Consider the following 17,937-nt stretch of genomic DNA (forward strand, 5'->3'; position numbering starts at 1 on the left):
TCAACATATCCACAAAATCTGTGGATAACTCTGTGAGTAGCCTAGGGAAAGTGAGTGCTCATCCAGCTTGCTTTTTTGCGCGTAAATCATTCATTCTGTAATCTACTCATTAAAGCAAAAGCAATTGGATTTGCCAAAGTTGGTGGAGTACATCATTCAGGCATCCGCAGCGAAGAATGAATCTTAATTAAAGTAGGATTCATCCTACGATTGATTGTTTTTCGATCAATATTCATGAATTGGGCCAACTTGTTGCACGACATTTGGGAAGTATTTTCAGACAAATGCTTTCCAAAATCTAAAGATTACAATATAAACTAATATTCGTTTTTGCAACGGCTTCTTTAACAAATACCGCTCATTTTTTGAATAAAACCACTTAAATTATCACCGCCTGAGATGGATTTTTTACTTTGATAACTTAGGATTACATCGGTAATTAGCTCTATTTTTTCTTCTTTATTTAGTGCAAGGCTAAAAATACCTGCGGTTACTCCCTTCATTAATTGAGTTAATTCACCTTCATCTATAGCACCACTATTTTTATTATTTTTAATGGAATGGCTGTCAGAAGATCGGCTGCGAATAAAAGAAACCTCCAACCAATTGACCAGCAATTCAGGCTTACTGGCATCCACAAACAAAGGATTGTTATCCATATCATTTCTTATAAAATAATCTCGTGAAGCAGAAAAGGAGGAAATTATCTCGCCAGGATAAATTATAAAATTATATCCTAATGACGCGGCAATCCACATTACAGCCGGACTTTCCTCTATAAGGTAGTTTGAAGAACTCTGCATTAACAATTCTTCTGTCACAGAATTATTAGAATGCCGTCTTACAAAATCGGCGGCAACTTGATGCACTGATTTAGATAAAGTAGGTTCTGATTGATACAAGGCGCTAATTTGTGACTGAAATTTACAAAATGGTGTGGATTTTTTTAGCCAATCCCGCCAAAACAGCACTTCATAATTCTTTGCTGTTTTATTTAATGCCGCTTTTTTATCCAACGGAAATATTTCTACGAGATGAGCATCAAACTCCCCTGAACTTAATCCAAGAGGTTTTAGAAAACAATCCAAATGCTCCTCAAAATAAGTTTTTCCCAACAAAACAGCTTCGTCTTGCAGTGTTTCTTTCCGATGAGCAACATCATCAAAATCCTGACATAAATTGTGCCAATAAACCTCATCGGCTATCAAAAAAGTAGTAAACTCAAATTCAGAAGCAGCTTTTTCAACAATAGCCTTTAAATATTCGCCCGTGCAATATTTATTGCCACGAATACTTAAAAGTACTAACGATTTCGTTTTATTCAGATTTGGAAATAATGATTTCGTTTGTCCCTCAAAACGAGCCTTTAAAATATCACCGTCTTTAGAGCCTTTTACTTTAACCATCATTTCTCCATTTAAACTTAAATGGAAAGAATTATATCATAAAAAAACTTTTTGTATATTTTTAACCCAAATAAAAACAATAGATACTTTGTCGTGCCGACTGATTAAATCGATTCTATAATAAAGAAAACAAAAGAGACGATTATGGCCAATACAAATAAGCAGCATGAATTAGAAATCCGCCAATTAAAAAATAAGATAGATTTTTTAGAAAATCAGCTTTTTGAGAAAAAACAAAAGAATAAATTTTTAGACAACCTTATTGCTCTAATTCCTGGCCATATTTACTGGCTTAATACAAAAAACGAGTTCTTAGGCTGTAATAATATGCAAGCAAAAACGGCCCAATTAAATTCCCGTCATGAAATTGTAGGAAAAACAAATAGTGACATGCCTTGGAAAAATCAAGCTGACGAGCTAAATAAAATAAACAACCTTGTAATGCAATCTGGAAAAATTCAAATTCGAGAGGAAACTGTAGATACTATAGAAGGAAAAAAAACCTATCTATCACATAAAGAACCTCTACGAGATGAGAATCAAAATATAATCGGTATGTTAGGAGTTTCTCTCGACATTTCTCAAATTAAAAAACTTGAATCAGAGTTACGAGACGCCAAAGAAGCGGCTGAAATAGCCAACAAAGCCAAAACTGAATTTATTGCCAACATGAGCCATGATATCCGAACGCCACTTACGGGCGTCATTGGTTTATCCGAAATACTGGAACATACTCTGCGTGACCCAGAAGATCAAAAAAAAGCGCACATGCTGCACGACAGTGGTGAAGAATTACTTCACATGCTCAACAATATTTTGGATGATGTACGCGCGGAGCATTTAAGTGAACAAAACATTAAGCATGAATCCTTTGATTTACATCAATGCATCCATGATTTAATCCGTCTGGAGTCTCCTGCCACTTCAGTAAAGCACCTCATACTTAAAGCAGATATTGCACCGGATGTCCCGCGATATGTATGCAGTGATCGCGATAAAATTCATCGCATTTTACTTAATCTTTTAGGCAATGCCATCAAATTCACTCAATCAGGAAGCATTACCCTGAGCCTAGAGTGTTTGCATCAAAATGCTGCGACAGCGCACATTAAATTTGCGGTATCTGATACCGGCATTGGAATTCCAGAAGAAGTGCAATCTCAGGTATTTAATCGCTTTTTTAAAGTCAGTTCCTCGTACAAAGGAGTGTATACAGGACATGGTCTTGGGTTACACATCGCCCAATCGTATGTGGCGCTCTTGGGCGGTCATATCACCTTAACCAGCAAGGTAGGCGAAGGCTCCACATTCCATTTTGATGTAGAATGTCCTATAAGTGAGGCACCCTCATCATCTACTAAATCCCATGCCTTTAAGAGAACGAATCAATCAGTGTCCACTCAAACACCGCTTCATTTTCTCCTGGTTGAAGACAATGTTATTGCTTTAAAAACTCTTGAAATGATGTTGGAAAAAAATGGATACGCCTTTGTTTCAGCCACTACTGGAGAAGAGGCATGGACTTTATTGCAAACCAGTTCAGTTGATTTAATCATCACCGACATTGGGTTACCCGGTATCTCAGGGACTGAACTGGCACAGCGTATTCGCCATCAGGAGCAGACTCTAAATAGACCCGCTGTTCCTATCATTGCACTGACTGGGCATGCAAAAGAAGCAGCATGGGAAGAATGTCAACAGGCTGGAATAAATGACGTATTAAGCAAACCTACTCAAATTGAGACGATTGAACAGTGCCTCCATCAGATACTCCCTATGACCACTTCCGCACCACAGAGTCCCAATCAGTCTGCAAAAAAATCATTAGGTCAAGATTTACCGGATACCGAAGAAGCGTTGTTTCAACTCGATGCATTTCCCCTGTTCGATGAACATCAGGCACTGGAACAAATCCATGATGAGGACCTACTCATTACTCTGGTACAAACCTATTTATCTGACGAAATCCAAAAAGACATCCATCAGATACAGAGTGAACACCAGAAAAACAATTGGCATAAAGTAGAAGAACTCGCCCATAAGATTAAAGGCGGCGTGGTCTATATGGGCACAGCAAAAATGCGCTACGCATGCCAATACCTTGAACGTTATTACAAAGCCGGTCATCGTTCATTACTGGAGCCTCTTTATCAACAGCTTCTTCGCGTTAATGAACACACTATAAATGAATTAAACCAGTGGCTTAAACGAAAAAATTAAGTACTGTGTTCTTCATTACACCATCCAATCGAGCATACAATAACCATTAACGAGCACCATGCACGTACTAAAACCCCATTGAGCCATTCATTATTTGGATTTACCTTGTATAGACCCCCGGCCGGGATCTTGGTAAAAAAGGGTCATGTTCAAATTTCAATCTTTTAATAGAGGTCCGACCGGGATCCTGACGAAAAGGCTCGTTTCCTGTTTATATTTAATTCAATTTAAATTCCACTTTCAATTTTTCTCTTCTTTTCGCCAAAGGAAATAAGCCAAATCGATTAAGATGGCCTGTGTGATACGGCGATAAACCATTGAGCATTTCAGGGCTAATTTCATAACCTTCAGTTTTCATCTCATTAATCACATTTGTCATATTGGCTACAACATGCAGAATAACGGCATTAGCGGCTAAACGACCAAAATTAATAATCTTCTTTTGAATTCCATGCAGATTATTTTCAATAGTTCCATCATGTCCAAACGCTACCCAATCAATGAAATTATTAAATTCTTCACTTTTACAGGTGGCAGCATGAATACCTCGTCTTAATTATATCGTTGATGTAATTGAGCAAGAATATTGTTCGAATTACTCGCTCTAATTCACGAAATGCCTGATAAATTTTATTCTTACGGCTTTGCGTGCATAGCTTCCGCAAAATGTTGAGGCTTTAATTTTACCATTTTGAATGGACATCACCACCCGCAACATATCGTAAGTCATAAGTCTTTATGTTTTTACGCATTAGTTAACGTTTGCTTAATATTCATTTGCTATTATTTGCATTAATTAAGTTCATGGTGAATAGAATATGTCTAAAGAATTAAGCCAACAATTTAGAAATGCACTAATCAACTATTTAAGAAACCCTAACGATACAAAAAATCAACGGGCTCTAACATCGGTGTCTTTTGCAATCTATGAAGATGCAGCAAAAAAATATGGTTTAGAGCCCGATAAATATCTGGCGCACATGGAGAGCATTATAAAGCCTGCGGTTAGCGGAATTAAAATTCATCCGCATCTTGGAGAAGTTTTAGGCTCATTTAAACGTGAATTGAGCTGGTCGGATGAGAGAGAAGAGAGTCAAGCATTTCATGCTTTAAATATGGCTCTAGAGATGTTTTTAAGAAAGAATTTCATTAATCCAGAAAAAATTGCTCGGGATAAATTAGCAGAGATTGAAGCAAGCATCCAACAATTAACAGGAGGTTTAAATCCATATACTGATGAATTAAAATCTGCTTATGTGAAATTAAAAGCCTTGGTTGACCAGCATTTTGCACTTTCTCCTGCTATGCAAATTAAAGAGAGCGCGAATTTTGAACGAAAAACAACGCTTGTTTGCTCTGAACATAAAGCAGCTATTGAAAGTGATGCAAAAATTAAATCTACTTTTTATAGTTTCCTTGCAATGATTTCGAGTGTTTTAGTTGTTGTTGGAGCTTCTATTTCTAAGACTTTCCAAGGAAAAAGCAATTTCTTTCAAGAAGCTTCTCAAATACCAGGAAATACACTGAAGCAATCAGGTTTTACTGTACCGCTTGTTGAGGTACAAGATTCTGACGAAGCTGATCAACAAGCTGAGATTGGAAGCGGTCCTTCGCAAGGCAACATTTAAAGTGTTGCCTTGGTATTAAGGCGGGAGCTGACGGTTCGTGTTTCCTACCGAATTAGTAATTCAAATGCGTCAGAATAGGTAATTCCTACGAAAAGGCCCGTTTCCTGTTTATATTTAAATCAATTCAAATTTTCTAAAGCCCGCCGAACAGAAGTACGCCCAATCTTTAATTTTTTAGCAATTTCTGACTTACTCATTCCTTGATCATAAAGCGTCTTAACTTTATTTGCTAATAAACTGGCAGTAGGAGGACGTCCATGTTTTTTTCCTAGAGCTCTTGCATGAGCAATTCCTGCCTTAACTCGCTCTTTTAATATTTCTCTTTCAAATTCGGCAAATATGGAGAGTAAACCTGCCATTGCTCTGCCTGTTGGAGTTGTCATGTCCAATGCTTCGGTCAAAGATATAAAACCAACACCGAGGTTGCTCAATTCGTTTAAAGTCTGAAACAAATCATGGACAGAGCGGCTCCAGCGATCTAGCTTCCATACAATAATGACATCTATATTTCGACGACGGGCTTCATTGATAAGTTCTTTTCTCTTGGGGTTATTTTTAGCACCGGAACCAACTTCCGTAATTTCAGAAACGACCACCCAGCCACGGGCATCTGCATACTTTTTAATTGATTCAATTTGCATAGCTAATGTTTGCTGATCATGTGTTGAAACTCTGGCATAAATTCCTGCTTTCATACCTGGCCAAAAACTCCTTGAAGTTTGTCTATCGAAAACCCTTTAAATATAAGGATCCGAAGTCTTGATTTTTGCATGACCATAAACTACTGTTTTCGGCCACCACAAAAGATACCTTAAATTCACAATGACTGCAATTCACGACACCGCTTATCCAAGATTGAAACCAAATCCTGACGAACAGGAACTCAAACAGAATTTTTTGCCAACAGAGGCAGAGCTTGAATTACTCAATAAAAGCACCAGTGAGAAATCACCTCATAGCCGACTTGGTTTTATGCTTTCACTAAAATGTTATCAATGTTTAGGCTATCACATTTCAATCAACACAATTCCTAAACCCATTATCGAATATATTGCCAACTGCATTGAGATTAAAGTGGATAAAGCAAAGCTACAAAATTACATGCAGCTCAAACAACGCAAGCGTCACAAAACAGTTATCCGCAAATTTCTGTCCATCAATGAGTGCAAGCAGCAACGCAAGTCAATCATGAAGTCTGCTGGCTTAAAATCTGCGGCTATTAAAGAAAATTTAGCTGATATTATCAATGATATGCTCGAAGAACTCATCAAAAATAATTTTGAAATTCCGGCATTTTCAACATTACTGAGACTTGCACGCGCTGCTCGAACAATAGTTAGCTCGGTACTGTATCAAAAAGTTAGCGACCAACTTACTGATGAGACTAAACAATTTTTTGATCAGTTATTGCTCTCCACTTCACCAATCCATGAGTTCACTAGTGGCTGGGAATATCTTAAACAAGAAATAAAAAAACCATCTGTCACAAACATTCGAGAATTTACTGATTACCTGGAACAATTACGTAAGTGGCGAGATGAAAGCCCAATTGATCTTTCTGATATTCCTGAACACCGTTTAGATCAATATGTTGCTGAGGCAATGGCTTTAGATATTGCCGATATGCGCCGTATTAAAGAAGCCAAACGATATGCTTTATCAGCCATGTTGTTATATCATCAGTATGCAAAATCACTTGATAGCATTGTTACTGTGCTGACTCGCTGGCTGCGTAAAATAAAAACTGATGCAGCGGAAGCGCTACAGGAAATCAGAAATTCCAACCAAAAAATAACAGATCAACTTATTGGTAGCCTTAAGCAAGTTCTCGTCGCAAGCAGACTAACTGCCCCAACACCTGAAGAAAAATTAATGCTAATTGAGCAAAGCTTGCCAAATGATATCGATGCTTCAATTGAAGCCTGCGAACAATATCTGGCTTATGCTGACAATAATGATTTACCTTTAATGTTGAAGTATTATCAAGCAAAAAGACATGCTATGTTTCGCTTACTGAAGCAGATCGAGATCAATTCAGCTTCTAAAGATGTACTAGTAGAAAAGTTAGTTAAATTCATATTGGTACATCAACGAAGCCATGGAGAATATGTTGAAATCAATCTAGAAGAGTTTAGCAATTTAGAATGGCTTGATGACCAATGGTTTCAGTTCATTACCGAAGGCAAGACCAAACGTTACACCACTCAAATTCGAACCGTTAATAAACAGAAGTTAGAGATGGCTATTTTTAGATTTGCCATGGATGAAATTAACTGTGCCGATGCCTTTGTTCTTAACAGCTATGAGAACGATGATCCTAATAAACAATTTATTCCATGGGATGAATTTTACCAAAACCTAAAGTCTTATACTGAGCTGATAGATAAGTCTGACGATCCCGGGCTATTTGTAAAAGAACTACAGGTAGAGCATCAGCAAGCTGCTGAAAAGGTGAATCAAAATTTTGTCGATAATGAATATTTGAACATTATCAACGGTGAGCCAGTATTAAAGCGATCTATCAGTAAGAAAGTGAGTCAGCAACAAGAAAAATTTTCAAATTTGGTAGCATCCAAAATGCCATTGACAGATATCGTTTCTGTACTTATTGACGTGGAAAATTGGCTTGGTATCAGTCGCCATTTAAAGCCTTTATCAGGATACGAACCCAAAATCGATGACTATGATTTGCGGTTTATTGCTACCAGTTTTGCATATGGTTGTAATGTTGGCCCAGTTCAAGCTGAACGATGCTTGAAAAAGTATTCACGTAAACAAATTGCTTGGCTATTCAATCACCACATTACTGAGCTGCGTCTCAATAAAATTAGTGAAGTCATTATCAAGGCATACAAACAGTTTGAGCTACCTTATATTTGGGGCAATGGTGAAAGTGCTTCTGTTGATGGGACTTATTGGGATATGTATACCAATAATCTACTGGCAGAGCACCATATTCGTTATGGAAAATATGGTGGGATTGGCTATTATCACGTTTCTGATCAGTATGTTGCTTTGTTTGGAAACTTTATCCCGTGTGGTGTTTATGAGGCCATTTACATTTTCGATGGGATTTATGAAAGTGATGAAGCCTTACGTCCAGATACAATCCATGGGGATACACATGCGCAAAACGAAGTAGTATTTGGGTTTGCTTATTTGTTGGCAATAACACTTATGCCCAGAATACGTAGTTTCAAGCATCTCAATTTTTACCGACCAACTGGAATGAATGAAAAATCATACCAACATATCAGTGATATTTTTACATCGAAAGAGCCAAACTGGCAACTTATAGAGTCAATATACTACGATATGTTGCGCGTTGTTATGTCAATCCAAAGTGGTAAAATCAAAGCGTCAACTATATTGAAAAAGCTGCGCTCCAATAGCAAGAAGAATAAGCTGCATCAAGCGTTCCGTGAATTGGGACGAGTAGTGCGAACCATTTTTCTTTTAAATTATATTGCTGATGTTGACCTTCGTAAAAAGATTCAAGCAGCTACTTGTAAAAGTGAAGAGTTTAATGATTTTATTGACTGGATAACCTTTGGCAAAGACGGCGTTATTCACGAAAACAATAGTATAATTCAGCAAAAAATAATCGCATTTGGCAGGATGGTTGCTAATGCTGTGATGTTCTACACTGTTGCCAACACAACCAATGTTTTGAACCAGCTTTCTGCCGAGGAGGTCAAATATAGTAAGGATGATTTATCGATTTTATCAGCGTATTTCAGGGAGAATATTAACCGCTATGGTGTTTTTGATTTGTCCAGGTCACGACAGACAATGCCAATACAGTTCGGTATTAATAAAGATTAAAAATTGAACATGACCCTTTTTTACCAGGATCCCGGCCGGGGGTCTGTATACGTTGATGAAGGAAAGAGCTCATTAGGTGTTACCTCTAATCCTTTAAGGATTTTTAGAACATTTAACAGAGTAATATTAGCTTCCCCCCGTTCAATAGTTCCATAGTACCCGCGATTCATTTCGATAAAATTAGCAAAATCTTCTTGAGAAAAGCCTTTCTCTTTTCTGATTTTACGAATTTGTTCGCCTATTAAAATTAAATCATTTTGCTTTTTCATTCAATAAGCATATGTGCTATGATGGATATATAGCCACACGGTATGTCTATCATTTTATCCTAATAAATAGGAAATTAGTTCTAGCACCCATAATTATTGAATCCTTGGAGCGTTCCTTTGCGTAATCAAGATAAAATAAGAAAATTAATTGCACGAAATCAACAGCTACATTCAAGAAATGCCTCTCTTATAAAGGCTATAAAAAACTTAAAAGCGGTACAAAAAGAATTAATTTTCTTAGCTCATTACGATTCTTTAACTCAATTACCCAATCGACTGCAATTCATTCATGATTTACAACACGAGATAACGCGTGCCCAAAAACAACAGCATCATTTTGCGCTATTAAAAATCGATTTAGATTTTTTTAAAAATGTCAACGATTGTTTCGGTCACGATGTAGGTGATTGCCTATTGTATGAAGTAGCCCTAAGACTGCGTTCCTGCATTCGTGAAAACGATTGTATTGCACGATTAGGAGGGGATGAATTTGCCGTGATTCTGACTGAAATTAATGACATTCATCGGGTGCAATTTATTGCACAACAAATCATTGATACGATGAGCCATCCATTTCAAATTAATACTCATACGGTATCTATTGGGACAAGCATTGGCATTGCTTATTTCCCTGAAGCAGGAAGTGAATCCCAATCCCTGTATAAGAGTGCCGATATTGCACTTTATCAAGTCAAAGAGCATGGGCGCAATCATCATCAATTTTTTACACCGTTCTCTTCTTCAGACAGGATTCACAATAAATTGAGAATGAATACGTAACAATCTAAAACCCACAACCAAGGCCTTAGTCATGGCCCGTCACCAGGATAACCTTACTATGTTCCATTGGTGCCGCTAGGCACACAAGGCTCGCTACATAGTAGTGCGGGTTACACCTTCTACCACGGGACATTCACCCGCAGGATGAATATGACTTTCTTGTAGTCTTGACGCAAAGGACCGTTGATGCTTGGATTTAATTCAGTTTAAATCCCATTCTCAATATTCTGTTAAGGAACCTCGATAGAAACTCAATTGAATGATTCATCTTCATGGTTTAGTGCCCAAAGAGAACTCACCGAATACCATAAATAAAAAGAGTCTATCGTTCACAACCTATAGAACTATGCGCTCATCACATAAGATTCATCACCATCTACTACATCCGTTACCTCATCTCTATTGTCGCGCAATAGAGCCTCAAGATTATTCATCCTATGGTTTAATGAGAAATTTTTCGCAAAAAATGCATTTTGCCTTGATTTGTATCGCTCCGAAAAATGATGAATCGACTCATCCACTTGAGCTATGTTCTCATTTTTTTGTTTCACTTCACTTACATCACATTCTTGAACCTTCAATCGCACGCCCATTTCAACAACAGTTTGATCAACTGCCTGAAGAGTCTCTTGAACTCGTTCTTTTTCTTTATCTAATTTCTCAGCCATTTCTTCAACGTGTGCAGCACCTTCGGCAACCCTTTGATTTAATTTCGTCAAATCCTTGTTCAGAGCAATCGCCTCCTGAGCCATGCACTTCGCAGTTTCATATCGATGATGCTCATGCGCCATAATAAGAAAATGAGCAGCGACAGAACCAAAAGCAGAAAAAAAGGCCATCAAGAAAGGCGCTCCGATGAGAATACCCAATAAAGATGCAAAAATGATAAGTGTTGCCCCTGCTTTTAATTTGAACCAGAATGTCTTTTCAACCCAATTCGCGCACAGTGCATCAAACCAGCTTTTTTTATTCAGAGTCCGACGCATTAACTCTCCTGATGTATTCTCAGGAATCTCAAATTCCTTAATAAACAACCAAGAACAGTGTGCTTTTATGGGATCCCAAATCCAGATAAAGAATTGTGCCATTAACCAAGATTGCTTTTCTTTGTTTTTATTGTTCGTTCCACTCATTTTCATTTTTTCCTTAAACCTTCGTAACCAGAGGGGATGGCTGATTTTGCGCACTATCGTCGAGAAATGGCGTTTCTTGTTTAAAAAATCGTGATTTATTGGTGCTAGATACGGTACTTTTTTCAAGTTCTTTTATTTTTGCTTTATCAGCTGCCCAAGCTTCCGATATACGCTGTAGTAAATTATCCAGTTCGGCAACTTTCTCACAAAGAAGAGCATTTTCTGTATCAAGTTGCTCAGCAAGGCCCATTAATTTATTATTTTGTTCTTCAGTCGTTGAAATAATTCGTTTGCAGTGCTCTAACATCGCCCGCATTTCAATGAGCTGTGCTGTTTCCTCTACTCGCCCCATGCTACGCTCTAAATTTTTAATTAATTTTTTTAATTGAGTCCAATCGGTTTGTTGAGTCAAAATTTCTTCAACTCGCTTTTCCTTTTCTTCTGTTGTTTTAAAGTCTTTTTGTAGCATTTCTTCCTGTCGCTGATGAGATTGCTCATCAAACACCTCTTCTTGCGATTTTTTTCCACGCCCAGAAAACCATTGTATTCCTTTATAAACTCCGTAACCGCCTCCTCCAGCACCAAGCATGGATAAAATTGTATAACCCGCAGTTAAACCATAATAGGTAGTAATCACAACGATTGGAACTGGCATGAGATGTATTCCTTAATAGAGTTGAGTAAGCTTTCGTCTTAATTTCCTAAACTGACGAAATAATAATCACATGCCAATATAAAATCAACACTGTTCTTATTTTAGAACTATAAAAAATGACGATGCGGGCCCTTTAAGGCTTGGTGTGTACATATTATGCTTAGAGGCGGAACTTAAAACTAAAATTATTAGGAATAAAGTCTATCTGAGTTAACTAAATTTTTAATTTCGTACTTGTTCAAAAAGGATTACTTTACTTCGATGTTTATCCCATTCTTCAACTGCAGCAAGATATTCATCATACTTAGGCTTTGTCTCTTTCAATGACATCTCCCCTTGACGTACTTTTTCCAACATATCAATCCATTCTTTGTGTAAGAGATGAAATTTATCTACCAGTCTTGATGATTCATGAATATTGGCCATATCTTCATTGCTTATATCCAGCATGTGAATTCCCTTAATTAATTAGTGACAGAATACATCTTTCTTGCTCTCGCTCCTAGTCGATAAAATAAAAACGAAACATACTCCAGACAAAATAATGAAAATGTGTAATAAAAAATCAAAAGTAGCATGATTATTAGTATGAAGAAACAACTTAAGAGAAACTAAAATCAAATCCAAATACACAAACCACCGAGTAAACGGCCATAATAAAACCAGCAAAGTTTGAAAAAAATAAAGATACCTTTAAAAAAAGCTCTTGTCTTATTTGGTTTGCATGATTTCAGACCTAATAAGTTATCAGGTCTATTCTGATTCTGTTTCACTCTTTCAGGGAATATAATAACATTAGTCATTTTTGCTTCTCCTTGTCCCTTTTGTATCCTTTATCTGCAATAGGTCAGTATCTTTTAAAAGAAATAAAATGCTACCACTAACATGAATGAAATTAATATTACTCCTGATACCATGAAGGTAGCTATCGAATAATTTTTAGTTCTTAGCTCCACCTCTTTAATTTCTGTTATGGCATTATTCATAATTAGTTGAATAGCTTCGACCGCTTGCGCCGTACTTTGTTGTACCAACTTTGCCATCATTTCTTTACTGGAAATTAATGCAGCATTTAAAACCTTCTCAGATTTATCTTTAGCATCATCCTTCCAACGTGCAGAGATATTTTCTAATTCTTCCTTAAAATCTTGTAACATATCTTGATGCGCTTTCTTATTATTCACAATTAATTTTTCATTAATTGTCTGAAGAATCAGAATGGGATCATCCTTTCCGAGGGAAATGCCGTGTTTCACGGCAACTTCCTTAATTAACTCGTCTATTTCCTCACTCATTAGAGCACCATGGCGTTGTTTAACTGGCCAAATAACTGATCTCGAACTATCTTTAAACGCTGCCTGGTCATAATGTTCTTATTAGAATCGTCCAATGCCTCATTGAATGTTATTTTTTTCTGAAGCATTTCAGATAAGTCTCGTCCGTAGGTTTCTTCTTTCAACACCGGAATATGAATAAGCGAAGAAATTCGCTCTTTATTATCACGATAGACTTTCATTTGTTCAAATGATTTTCCATCGTGCTCAATGGCTCCCCAAAACGGATTTAACCAAACAACAAACTGTGTTTCTATGGGAAATTGATTAATTAACTGAGAAAATCCATTCATTGTATCCAGTAAGGCCTGCCCTCCTGTAATAACCGTATGGATAACCAACTCATGACCTAAATCATTAAGCAATGAAGGAACCTGGTTACTTATCAAATAATGCGATAAAGGAACAAAGGAGCTAGCCCCATTATCAATGATCACATCGTCTTGCGTTGACGCAATCATCTCAATTAATTGATCAAAATGGCGTGAATTAATTTCATCTCCATCCATAATTTCCAATCGTTGGACATCAAGTGCTTTAAATCCATAAAATGTGGCATTGATGGGATCGGTATCAATACATAATGGTTTTTGTCCTTTATGCACTTTGTATTGAGCAGTAGTGGCCGATACAAAAGATTTTCCCACGCCGCCTTTACCTTGCATTGTGATATGTATTTTCATTATAAAAGTTCCTCCGGGTTGGGTGTAGGTCTAAAAGTAAACGCAGGGATACCCTTAATTGGTTTACTTTCTTTATCATCCCCATCCTTGGGCATTTTTATTTCTGAGTTAGAATGAACTGATTTTTCAGAACACTCGGTTAATAAAATGAATTGAGAGACATAAGTTCTAAATGTTTTATAGCTAAACGAAATTTTACCTTCTTCAAATAATGTTTCCCAGATTACTTTTTTGGACCATCCAACGGATAGAGCGTCTTGAATATCGGATTTCAATGCCAGAAATGCCACTTTATTTTTCGAATTCGTAGTTGTTATTTTTTTGGCTTCGCGCTCTGCAATTCGCTTTGACAAGGATTGTTCCATAAGTGACCAGAGATTTATTCTTTTTATTTTATAAAAGAAAGTGTATTCAGTTTTATTAATTTTCTCAAGCTTTAATGATTTTATATTCGCCCTTTTCTGCCCTTTTATTTTCTTTTTACGAGCTTTTACTATCTTAAGTGTTCATAAATGTTCTTGGCATGCCTTTTCTGAGATCTTTTCCTTATGGCGTACAAAAAAGAACAAGAAAAATCATATAAAAACCAAAAAGAAACTGATACTATTCCAAATAGAGGCATTAGAAAGCTGGGCAAGATAGGTGAAGTTAGCTAACCAGTAAACTGGTTACCCAACATCACAAAACCTTATTCGCACCTTCGGTGCTCAACGGTTAAAACGTACTCATCATTTTTTCAAAGGATTGCACAACCCCTTTTAAAGAGGTAAGCATCCTTATGGATATCAATAGTAAAAACCCAACAAGAAAACACGGTCGCCACCTTCGCGTTCCCGTTCTTCCGCTGGAAGAAACAGAAATTAAAGAGAATGCAGAGAAAGTTGGTCTTTCAATAGCAGAATACTTACGAAGGCTTGGACTTGGATATGAAATACGAGGCATTATTGACCAAGACTCCATTTTGCAGCTCTCTAAAATTAATGCCGATCTAGGACGGTTAGGTGGATTATTAAAATTATGGTTGGTGCAAGATAAACGAGTAACACATTTTGACAAAAAGACCATAATGGCACTATTGGAGCGAATTCGCATTACCCAGGATAAACTTTTAGAGGTAGTGCATACTTTATGATTATTCGCCACTTACCCATGAACACTGTCAAAAAGAGTAATTTTCTTAAATTAGCTCAATACATTACAAACACTCAAGGAAAACAAGAACGTGTTGGCCTAATAAGAGTTTCTAATTGTTTAAATACGGAACCTGCTTGGGCATCCCATGAGATTATGGCAACACAGGCCAAAAATCAAAGAGCCAAAGGAGATAAAACCTACCATTTACTTATTTCATTTGCACCTGGTGAAAATCCATCTCCTAACGTGTTAAAAACTATTGAAGACCGTGTCGTCAACTCAATTGGCTTTACAAATCATCAGAGAATAAGCGCTATCCATTATGATACTGATAATGTGCATATTCATGTGGCAATCAATAAAATTCATCCCCATCAATTAACGATGGTAGAGCCATATAGAGCCTATAAAACTCTTGGCAAGATTGCAGAAATTCTTGAAACTGAATTTGGGCTACAAAAAACAAATCATAAAGCCCAAAAAGTCCGATCAGAAAATCTGGCAGAGGATATGGAGCATCATGCTCACATGGAAAGTTTACTGGGTTGGATTAAACGAACCTGTAAGGATAAATTAGAAAATAGCTCCGATTGGATGACGTTTCATCAAATACTTACAGAACATGGATTACAGGTCCAAGAATGTGCCAACGGATTAATTATTTTAGATAGTAAAGGGCTTGCGGTCAAAGCAAGTTCCATATCACGTAACCTATCAAAATCGAAACTGGAATCTCGTTTAGGGTCCTTTAAACCCTTTAATAGCAAAGATCAAAACAGAACATCTAAACAATCCTCTTATGAGCTGCAACCATTAAAAAGAACTATTCAATCCTCGCTCTTATATTCTAAATATAAGGCGGAGCAATCTTATAACAAACAAACATTAACACAGACCTTACTCGCTGCGCGCGAACGCAAAGAACGACTCATTGAACAAGCTAAACGGCATGGTCGTTTTAAAAGGGCTACTGTGAAATTATCCAAGAGCAGTCGCCTCAATAAAAAAATTTTATATTCATTAATTAGTAGCTCTCTTAAAAAAGAGTTGCACAATATACGAAAGGAATACTTACAAGAGCGCACTCGCCTTTTTGAGACTTATCGTTGTTATGCCTGGGCTGATTGGTTATTAAAGCAATCCTTACAAGGAAATAAAGACGCATTAACAGCCATGCGTGACAAAAAAGAACATCCAAATTCATATTATTCTTTCAAAAGCCCAAAAGAATCTAATTCATCTTTAATTCAACATCAATTAGATGGCATTACCAAAGAAGGAACAGCTATTTATCGAATCGATAATTGTACTATCCGAGATAATGGCAAAGAGATTGGGATTTATAGAGGAGCTTCAATTCAAAGTCTCAAAACTGCGCTACACATGGCAAAAGAACGATTTGGTTCATTGGTCTCAGTGACTGGAACACCGCAATTCAAGGAGTCACTTATTCGTATAGCCGTTCATTATCAAATACCCATTCAATTTGAAGATCCAAAGATGGAACAATTACGGAATCATTTAATCAAAATAAAAGGAGAAATCCATGAACAATCATGTCAGAGAAGAAGATCATATCGAAAAGCAACTGGAAGCAGCAATGAAACTATTAGAACAAGAAGATCTGATGGAGATAGAACACAGCCAAGAATTGGAATTCACAACACCACAAGCACAAAGTCCAACATTGAGCGCATTGGAAGAGAACCGCCGCCCGAAAATAAAAACAGCCTGCGAAACATGTCCTCACTCAATATGGTTCAGCTCTCCCGAAGAAGTAAAATGTTATTGTCGAATAATGTATACCCTCAGTTGGAGTGCCAAAGAACCCAATCTGATCACTCAGTGCGACGGACAATTTTTGGTTTAAAACGTAAGGAAGGGAAAAAACGTATCAAATAAATATTTGTCAAGTTTTGCAAGACCCATGACAATTAATATCTCCTTTCTTTTGAGCAGCAATAATGAAGGTATCAACTCTCTCTTGAAGGGCTGTTATTCCCACAACAATGAACCCATTTTTTTCTAATAAATTGCCTACTTGAAGTGGCATTAAAATATTAAAAGATATCCCCTTTATGGTATTGATGCATGGAAATCCAACTTCACGTAAAGTAATAGGAGTTTTTTCATAGTCGTTAATTTGGCAGGTTTTGTACGTCCTATAATATTTTTTTGTTGCGTTATCTAGTGTGATTTTACTTTGAATTGCATTAGAACTTTTATCATCCTCTTTTATTTGATGGACCATTTCTATCTGTTGAACTAAAACGGGGTTTTCAAATATAAATAGTAACAAACCATTAGGATATAATTTTTGATTAGAGTTCTTAATGAATTGTTGTAACTGAATTGCGCTTAAAAATGGAATGACATTTTTAGCATATACCATACCAAGCGAGCTGTCAGAAATTGAAGAAAAAACAGATTCATTTGATATATTTCCAAGTAAGAAACGAACTTTATTTTTTTTCTTCGGTAGATTTTTGTCGACGAAATTTTTTGCGCATTTTATATTGTGGCTATCAAGATCATTGAAATAGATGGTATTGGCTCCTAATTGGAATAATTCTGAAAGCTCAGCGCCATACCCCCCGCCTGCTATTAAAATTGGCCGTTTAATATCCAACAAATTTTTTTTAATGGTATGCAAAAATAGTCCATAATAAAATGGATCCAGATATGAGCTTTTACCCATATTGTTTTGTGTTTGATGAGATCTTGGATTTATTTCAGGACAATTACTGTAACTTATTGTTGGAATTAAAAAAAAGAGCAACCATAATATTTTATATTTAATCAATTAAAGACACCAAAATGGTAATTCCAATTATTCGTAGAATCATCATGTAAGCATCCCATATTTAGTG

General features: G+C 36.6%; 20 protein-coding genes. 7 read left to right on the top strand and 13 right to left on the bottom strand.

What is annotated here, in order from left to right:
• Positions 1 to 54: 54 nt before the first annotated feature.
• The gene (locus QM652_RS06925; RefSeq protein ID WP_415074178.1) at positions 55 to 180 is read left to right on the top strand and encodes a hypothetical protein; all 126 of its coding nucleotides are present in this window, start codon (positions 55 to 57) and stop codon (positions 178 to 180) included.
• Positions 181 to 344: 164 nt separating this feature from the next.
• On the opposite strand, the gene QM652_RS06930 is transcribed toward QM652_RS06925, so the two are convergent.
• Complete coding sequence (locus QM652_RS06930; protein WP_415074180.1) at positions 345 to 1,409, bottom strand: hypothetical protein; 1,065 nt, start codon at positions 1,407 to 1,409, stop codon at positions 345 to 347.
• A gap of 141 nt (positions 1,410 to 1,550) precedes the next feature.
• Between QM652_RS06930 and QM652_RS06935 the strand changes: the two genes are divergently transcribed.
• Positions 1,551 to 3,626, top strand: coding sequence for an ATP-binding protein (locus QM652_RS06935; protein WP_415074182.1), 2,076 nt, complete (start codon positions 1,551 to 1,553; stop codon positions 3,624 to 3,626).
• A gap of 217 nt (positions 3,627 to 3,843) precedes the next feature.
• Here QM652_RS06935 and QM652_RS06940 read toward each other — a convergent pair whose 3' ends face one another.
• Positions 3,844 to 4,170 (bottom strand): Tn3 family transposase, encoded by a 327-nt coding sequence (locus QM652_RS06940; protein ID WP_415074263.1) that lies wholly within the window; start codon positions 4,168 to 4,170, stop codon positions 3,844 to 3,846.
• Positions 4,151 to 4,291 carry a Tn3 family transposase gene (locus QM652_RS06945; protein ID WP_415074184.1) on the bottom strand — a complete coding sequence of 47 codons (141 nt, stop codon included), beginning with the start codon at positions 4,289 to 4,291 and terminating at the stop codon, positions 4,151 to 4,153. Before QM652_RS06945 ends, QM652_RS06940 begins: the two co-directional genes overlap by 20 nt.
• A 153-nt stretch (positions 4,292 to 4,444) precedes the next feature.
• Between QM652_RS06945 and QM652_RS06950 the strand changes: the two genes are divergently transcribed.
• Entirely contained in the window at positions 4,445 to 5,254 is an 810-nt protein-coding gene (locus tag QM652_RS06950; RefSeq protein ID WP_415074186.1) for a hypothetical protein, read from the top strand.
• 119 nt (positions 5,255 to 5,373) lie between these two features.
• On the opposite strand, the gene QM652_RS06955 is transcribed toward QM652_RS06950, so the two are convergent.
• On the bottom strand, positions 5,374 to 5,949 hold the full coding sequence (locus tag QM652_RS06955; protein WP_415074188.1) for a recombinase family protein: 576 nt from the start codon (positions 5,947 to 5,949) through the stop codon (positions 5,374 to 5,376).
• Between the two features lie 127 nt (positions 5,950 to 6,076).
• Here QM652_RS06955 and QM652_RS06960 point away from each other — a divergent pair, with 127 nt between their 5' ends.
• The gene (locus tag QM652_RS06960; protein ID WP_415074190.1) at positions 6,077 to 9,079 is read left to right on the top strand and encodes a Tn3 family transposase; all 3,003 of its coding nucleotides are present in this window, start codon (positions 6,077 to 6,079) and stop codon (positions 9,077 to 9,079) included.
• A gap of 20 nt (positions 9,080 to 9,099) precedes the next feature.
• Here the strand turns inward: QM652_RS06960 and QM652_RS06965 are convergent, their stop codons facing one another.
• Entirely contained in the window at positions 9,100 to 9,348 is a 249-nt protein-coding gene (locus QM652_RS06965; RefSeq protein ID WP_415074192.1) for a helix-turn-helix domain-containing protein, read from the bottom strand.
• A 117-nt stretch (positions 9,349 to 9,465) separates the two neighbouring features.
• Here QM652_RS06965 and QM652_RS06970 point away from each other — a divergent pair, with 117 nt between their 5' ends.
• On the top strand, positions 9,466 to 10,128 hold the full coding sequence (locus tag QM652_RS06970) for a diguanylate cyclase domain-containing protein (RefSeq protein ID WP_415074194.1): 663 nt from the start codon (positions 9,466 to 9,468) through the stop codon (positions 10,126 to 10,128).
• A 344-nt stretch (positions 10,129 to 10,472) separates the two neighbouring features.
• On the opposite strand, the gene QM652_RS06975 is transcribed toward QM652_RS06970, so the two are convergent.
• From QM652_RS06975 to QM652_RS07005, 7 genes are all read right to left on the bottom strand, one after another.
• Positions 10,473 to 11,261 carry a hypothetical protein gene (locus QM652_RS06975; protein ID WP_415074196.1) on the bottom strand — a complete coding sequence of 263 codons (789 nt, stop codon included), beginning with the start codon at positions 11,259 to 11,261 and terminating at the stop codon, positions 10,473 to 10,475.
• Positions 11,262 to 11,274: 13 nt separating this feature from the next.
• Positions 11,275 to 11,916: a hypothetical protein gene (locus QM652_RS06980; RefSeq protein ID WP_415074198.1), complete on the bottom strand. Its 642-nt coding sequence runs from the start codon at positions 11,914 to 11,916 to the stop codon at positions 11,275 to 11,277.
• A gap of 222 nt (positions 11,917 to 12,138) precedes the next feature.
• On the bottom strand, positions 12,139 to 12,366 hold the full coding sequence (locus QM652_RS06985) for a hypothetical protein (RefSeq protein ID WP_415074200.1): 228 nt from the start codon (positions 12,364 to 12,366) through the stop codon (positions 12,139 to 12,141).
• 167 nt (positions 12,367 to 12,533) lie between these two features.
• Entirely contained in the window at positions 12,534 to 12,719 is a 186-nt protein-coding gene (locus tag QM652_RS06990) for a hypothetical protein (protein WP_415074202.1), read from the bottom strand.
• Between the two features lie 54 nt (positions 12,720 to 12,773).
• Positions 12,774 to 13,211, bottom strand: coding sequence for a conjugal transfer protein TraM (locus QM652_RS06995; protein WP_415074204.1), 438 nt, complete (start codon positions 13,209 to 13,211; stop codon positions 12,774 to 12,776).
• Complete coding sequence (locus QM652_RS07000) at positions 13,211 to 13,936, bottom strand: ArsA-related P-loop ATPase (protein WP_415074265.1); 726 nt, start codon at positions 13,934 to 13,936, stop codon at positions 13,211 to 13,213. The genes QM652_RS06995 and QM652_RS07000 overlap by 1 nt, the downstream gene beginning before the upstream one ends.
• Positions 13,933 to 14,286: a TraK family protein gene (locus QM652_RS07005; protein ID WP_415074206.1), complete on the bottom strand. Its 354-nt coding sequence runs from the start codon at positions 14,284 to 14,286 to the stop codon at positions 13,933 to 13,935. Before QM652_RS07005 ends, QM652_RS07000 begins: the two co-directional genes overlap by 4 nt.
• A 425-nt stretch (positions 14,287 to 14,711) precedes the next feature.
• On the opposite strand from QM652_RS07005, the gene traJ reads away from it, so the two are divergent.
• Both traJ and traI read left to right on the top strand, forming a co-directional pair.
• Positions 14,712 to 15,065 (top strand): conjugal transfer transcriptional regulator TraJ, encoded by a 354-nt coding sequence (traJ, locus tag QM652_RS07010; protein WP_415074207.1) that lies wholly within the window; start codon positions 14,712 to 14,714, stop codon positions 15,063 to 15,065.
• Positions 15,066 to 15,082: 17 nt separating this feature from the next.
• Positions 15,083 to 16,969 carry a TraI/MobA(P) family conjugative relaxase gene (gene traI, locus QM652_RS07015; RefSeq protein ID WP_415074209.1) on the top strand — a complete coding sequence of 629 codons (1,887 nt, stop codon included), beginning with the start codon at positions 15,083 to 15,085 and terminating at the stop codon, positions 16,967 to 16,969.
• A gap of 7 nt (positions 16,970 to 16,976) precedes the next feature.
• Here the strand turns inward: traI and QM652_RS07020 are convergent, their stop codons facing one another.
• Positions 16,977 to 17,870 carry a class I SAM-dependent methyltransferase gene (locus tag QM652_RS07020; protein WP_415074211.1) on the bottom strand — a complete coding sequence of 298 codons (894 nt, stop codon included), beginning with the start codon at positions 17,868 to 17,870 and terminating at the stop codon, positions 16,977 to 16,979.
• Positions 17,871 to 17,937 lie beyond the last annotated feature (67 nt).

It is taken from the genome of Legionella sp. (assembly GCF_047605385.1).
Taxonomy (GTDB): domain Bacteria; phylum Pseudomonadota; class Gammaproteobacteria; order Legionellales; family Legionellaceae; genus Legionella.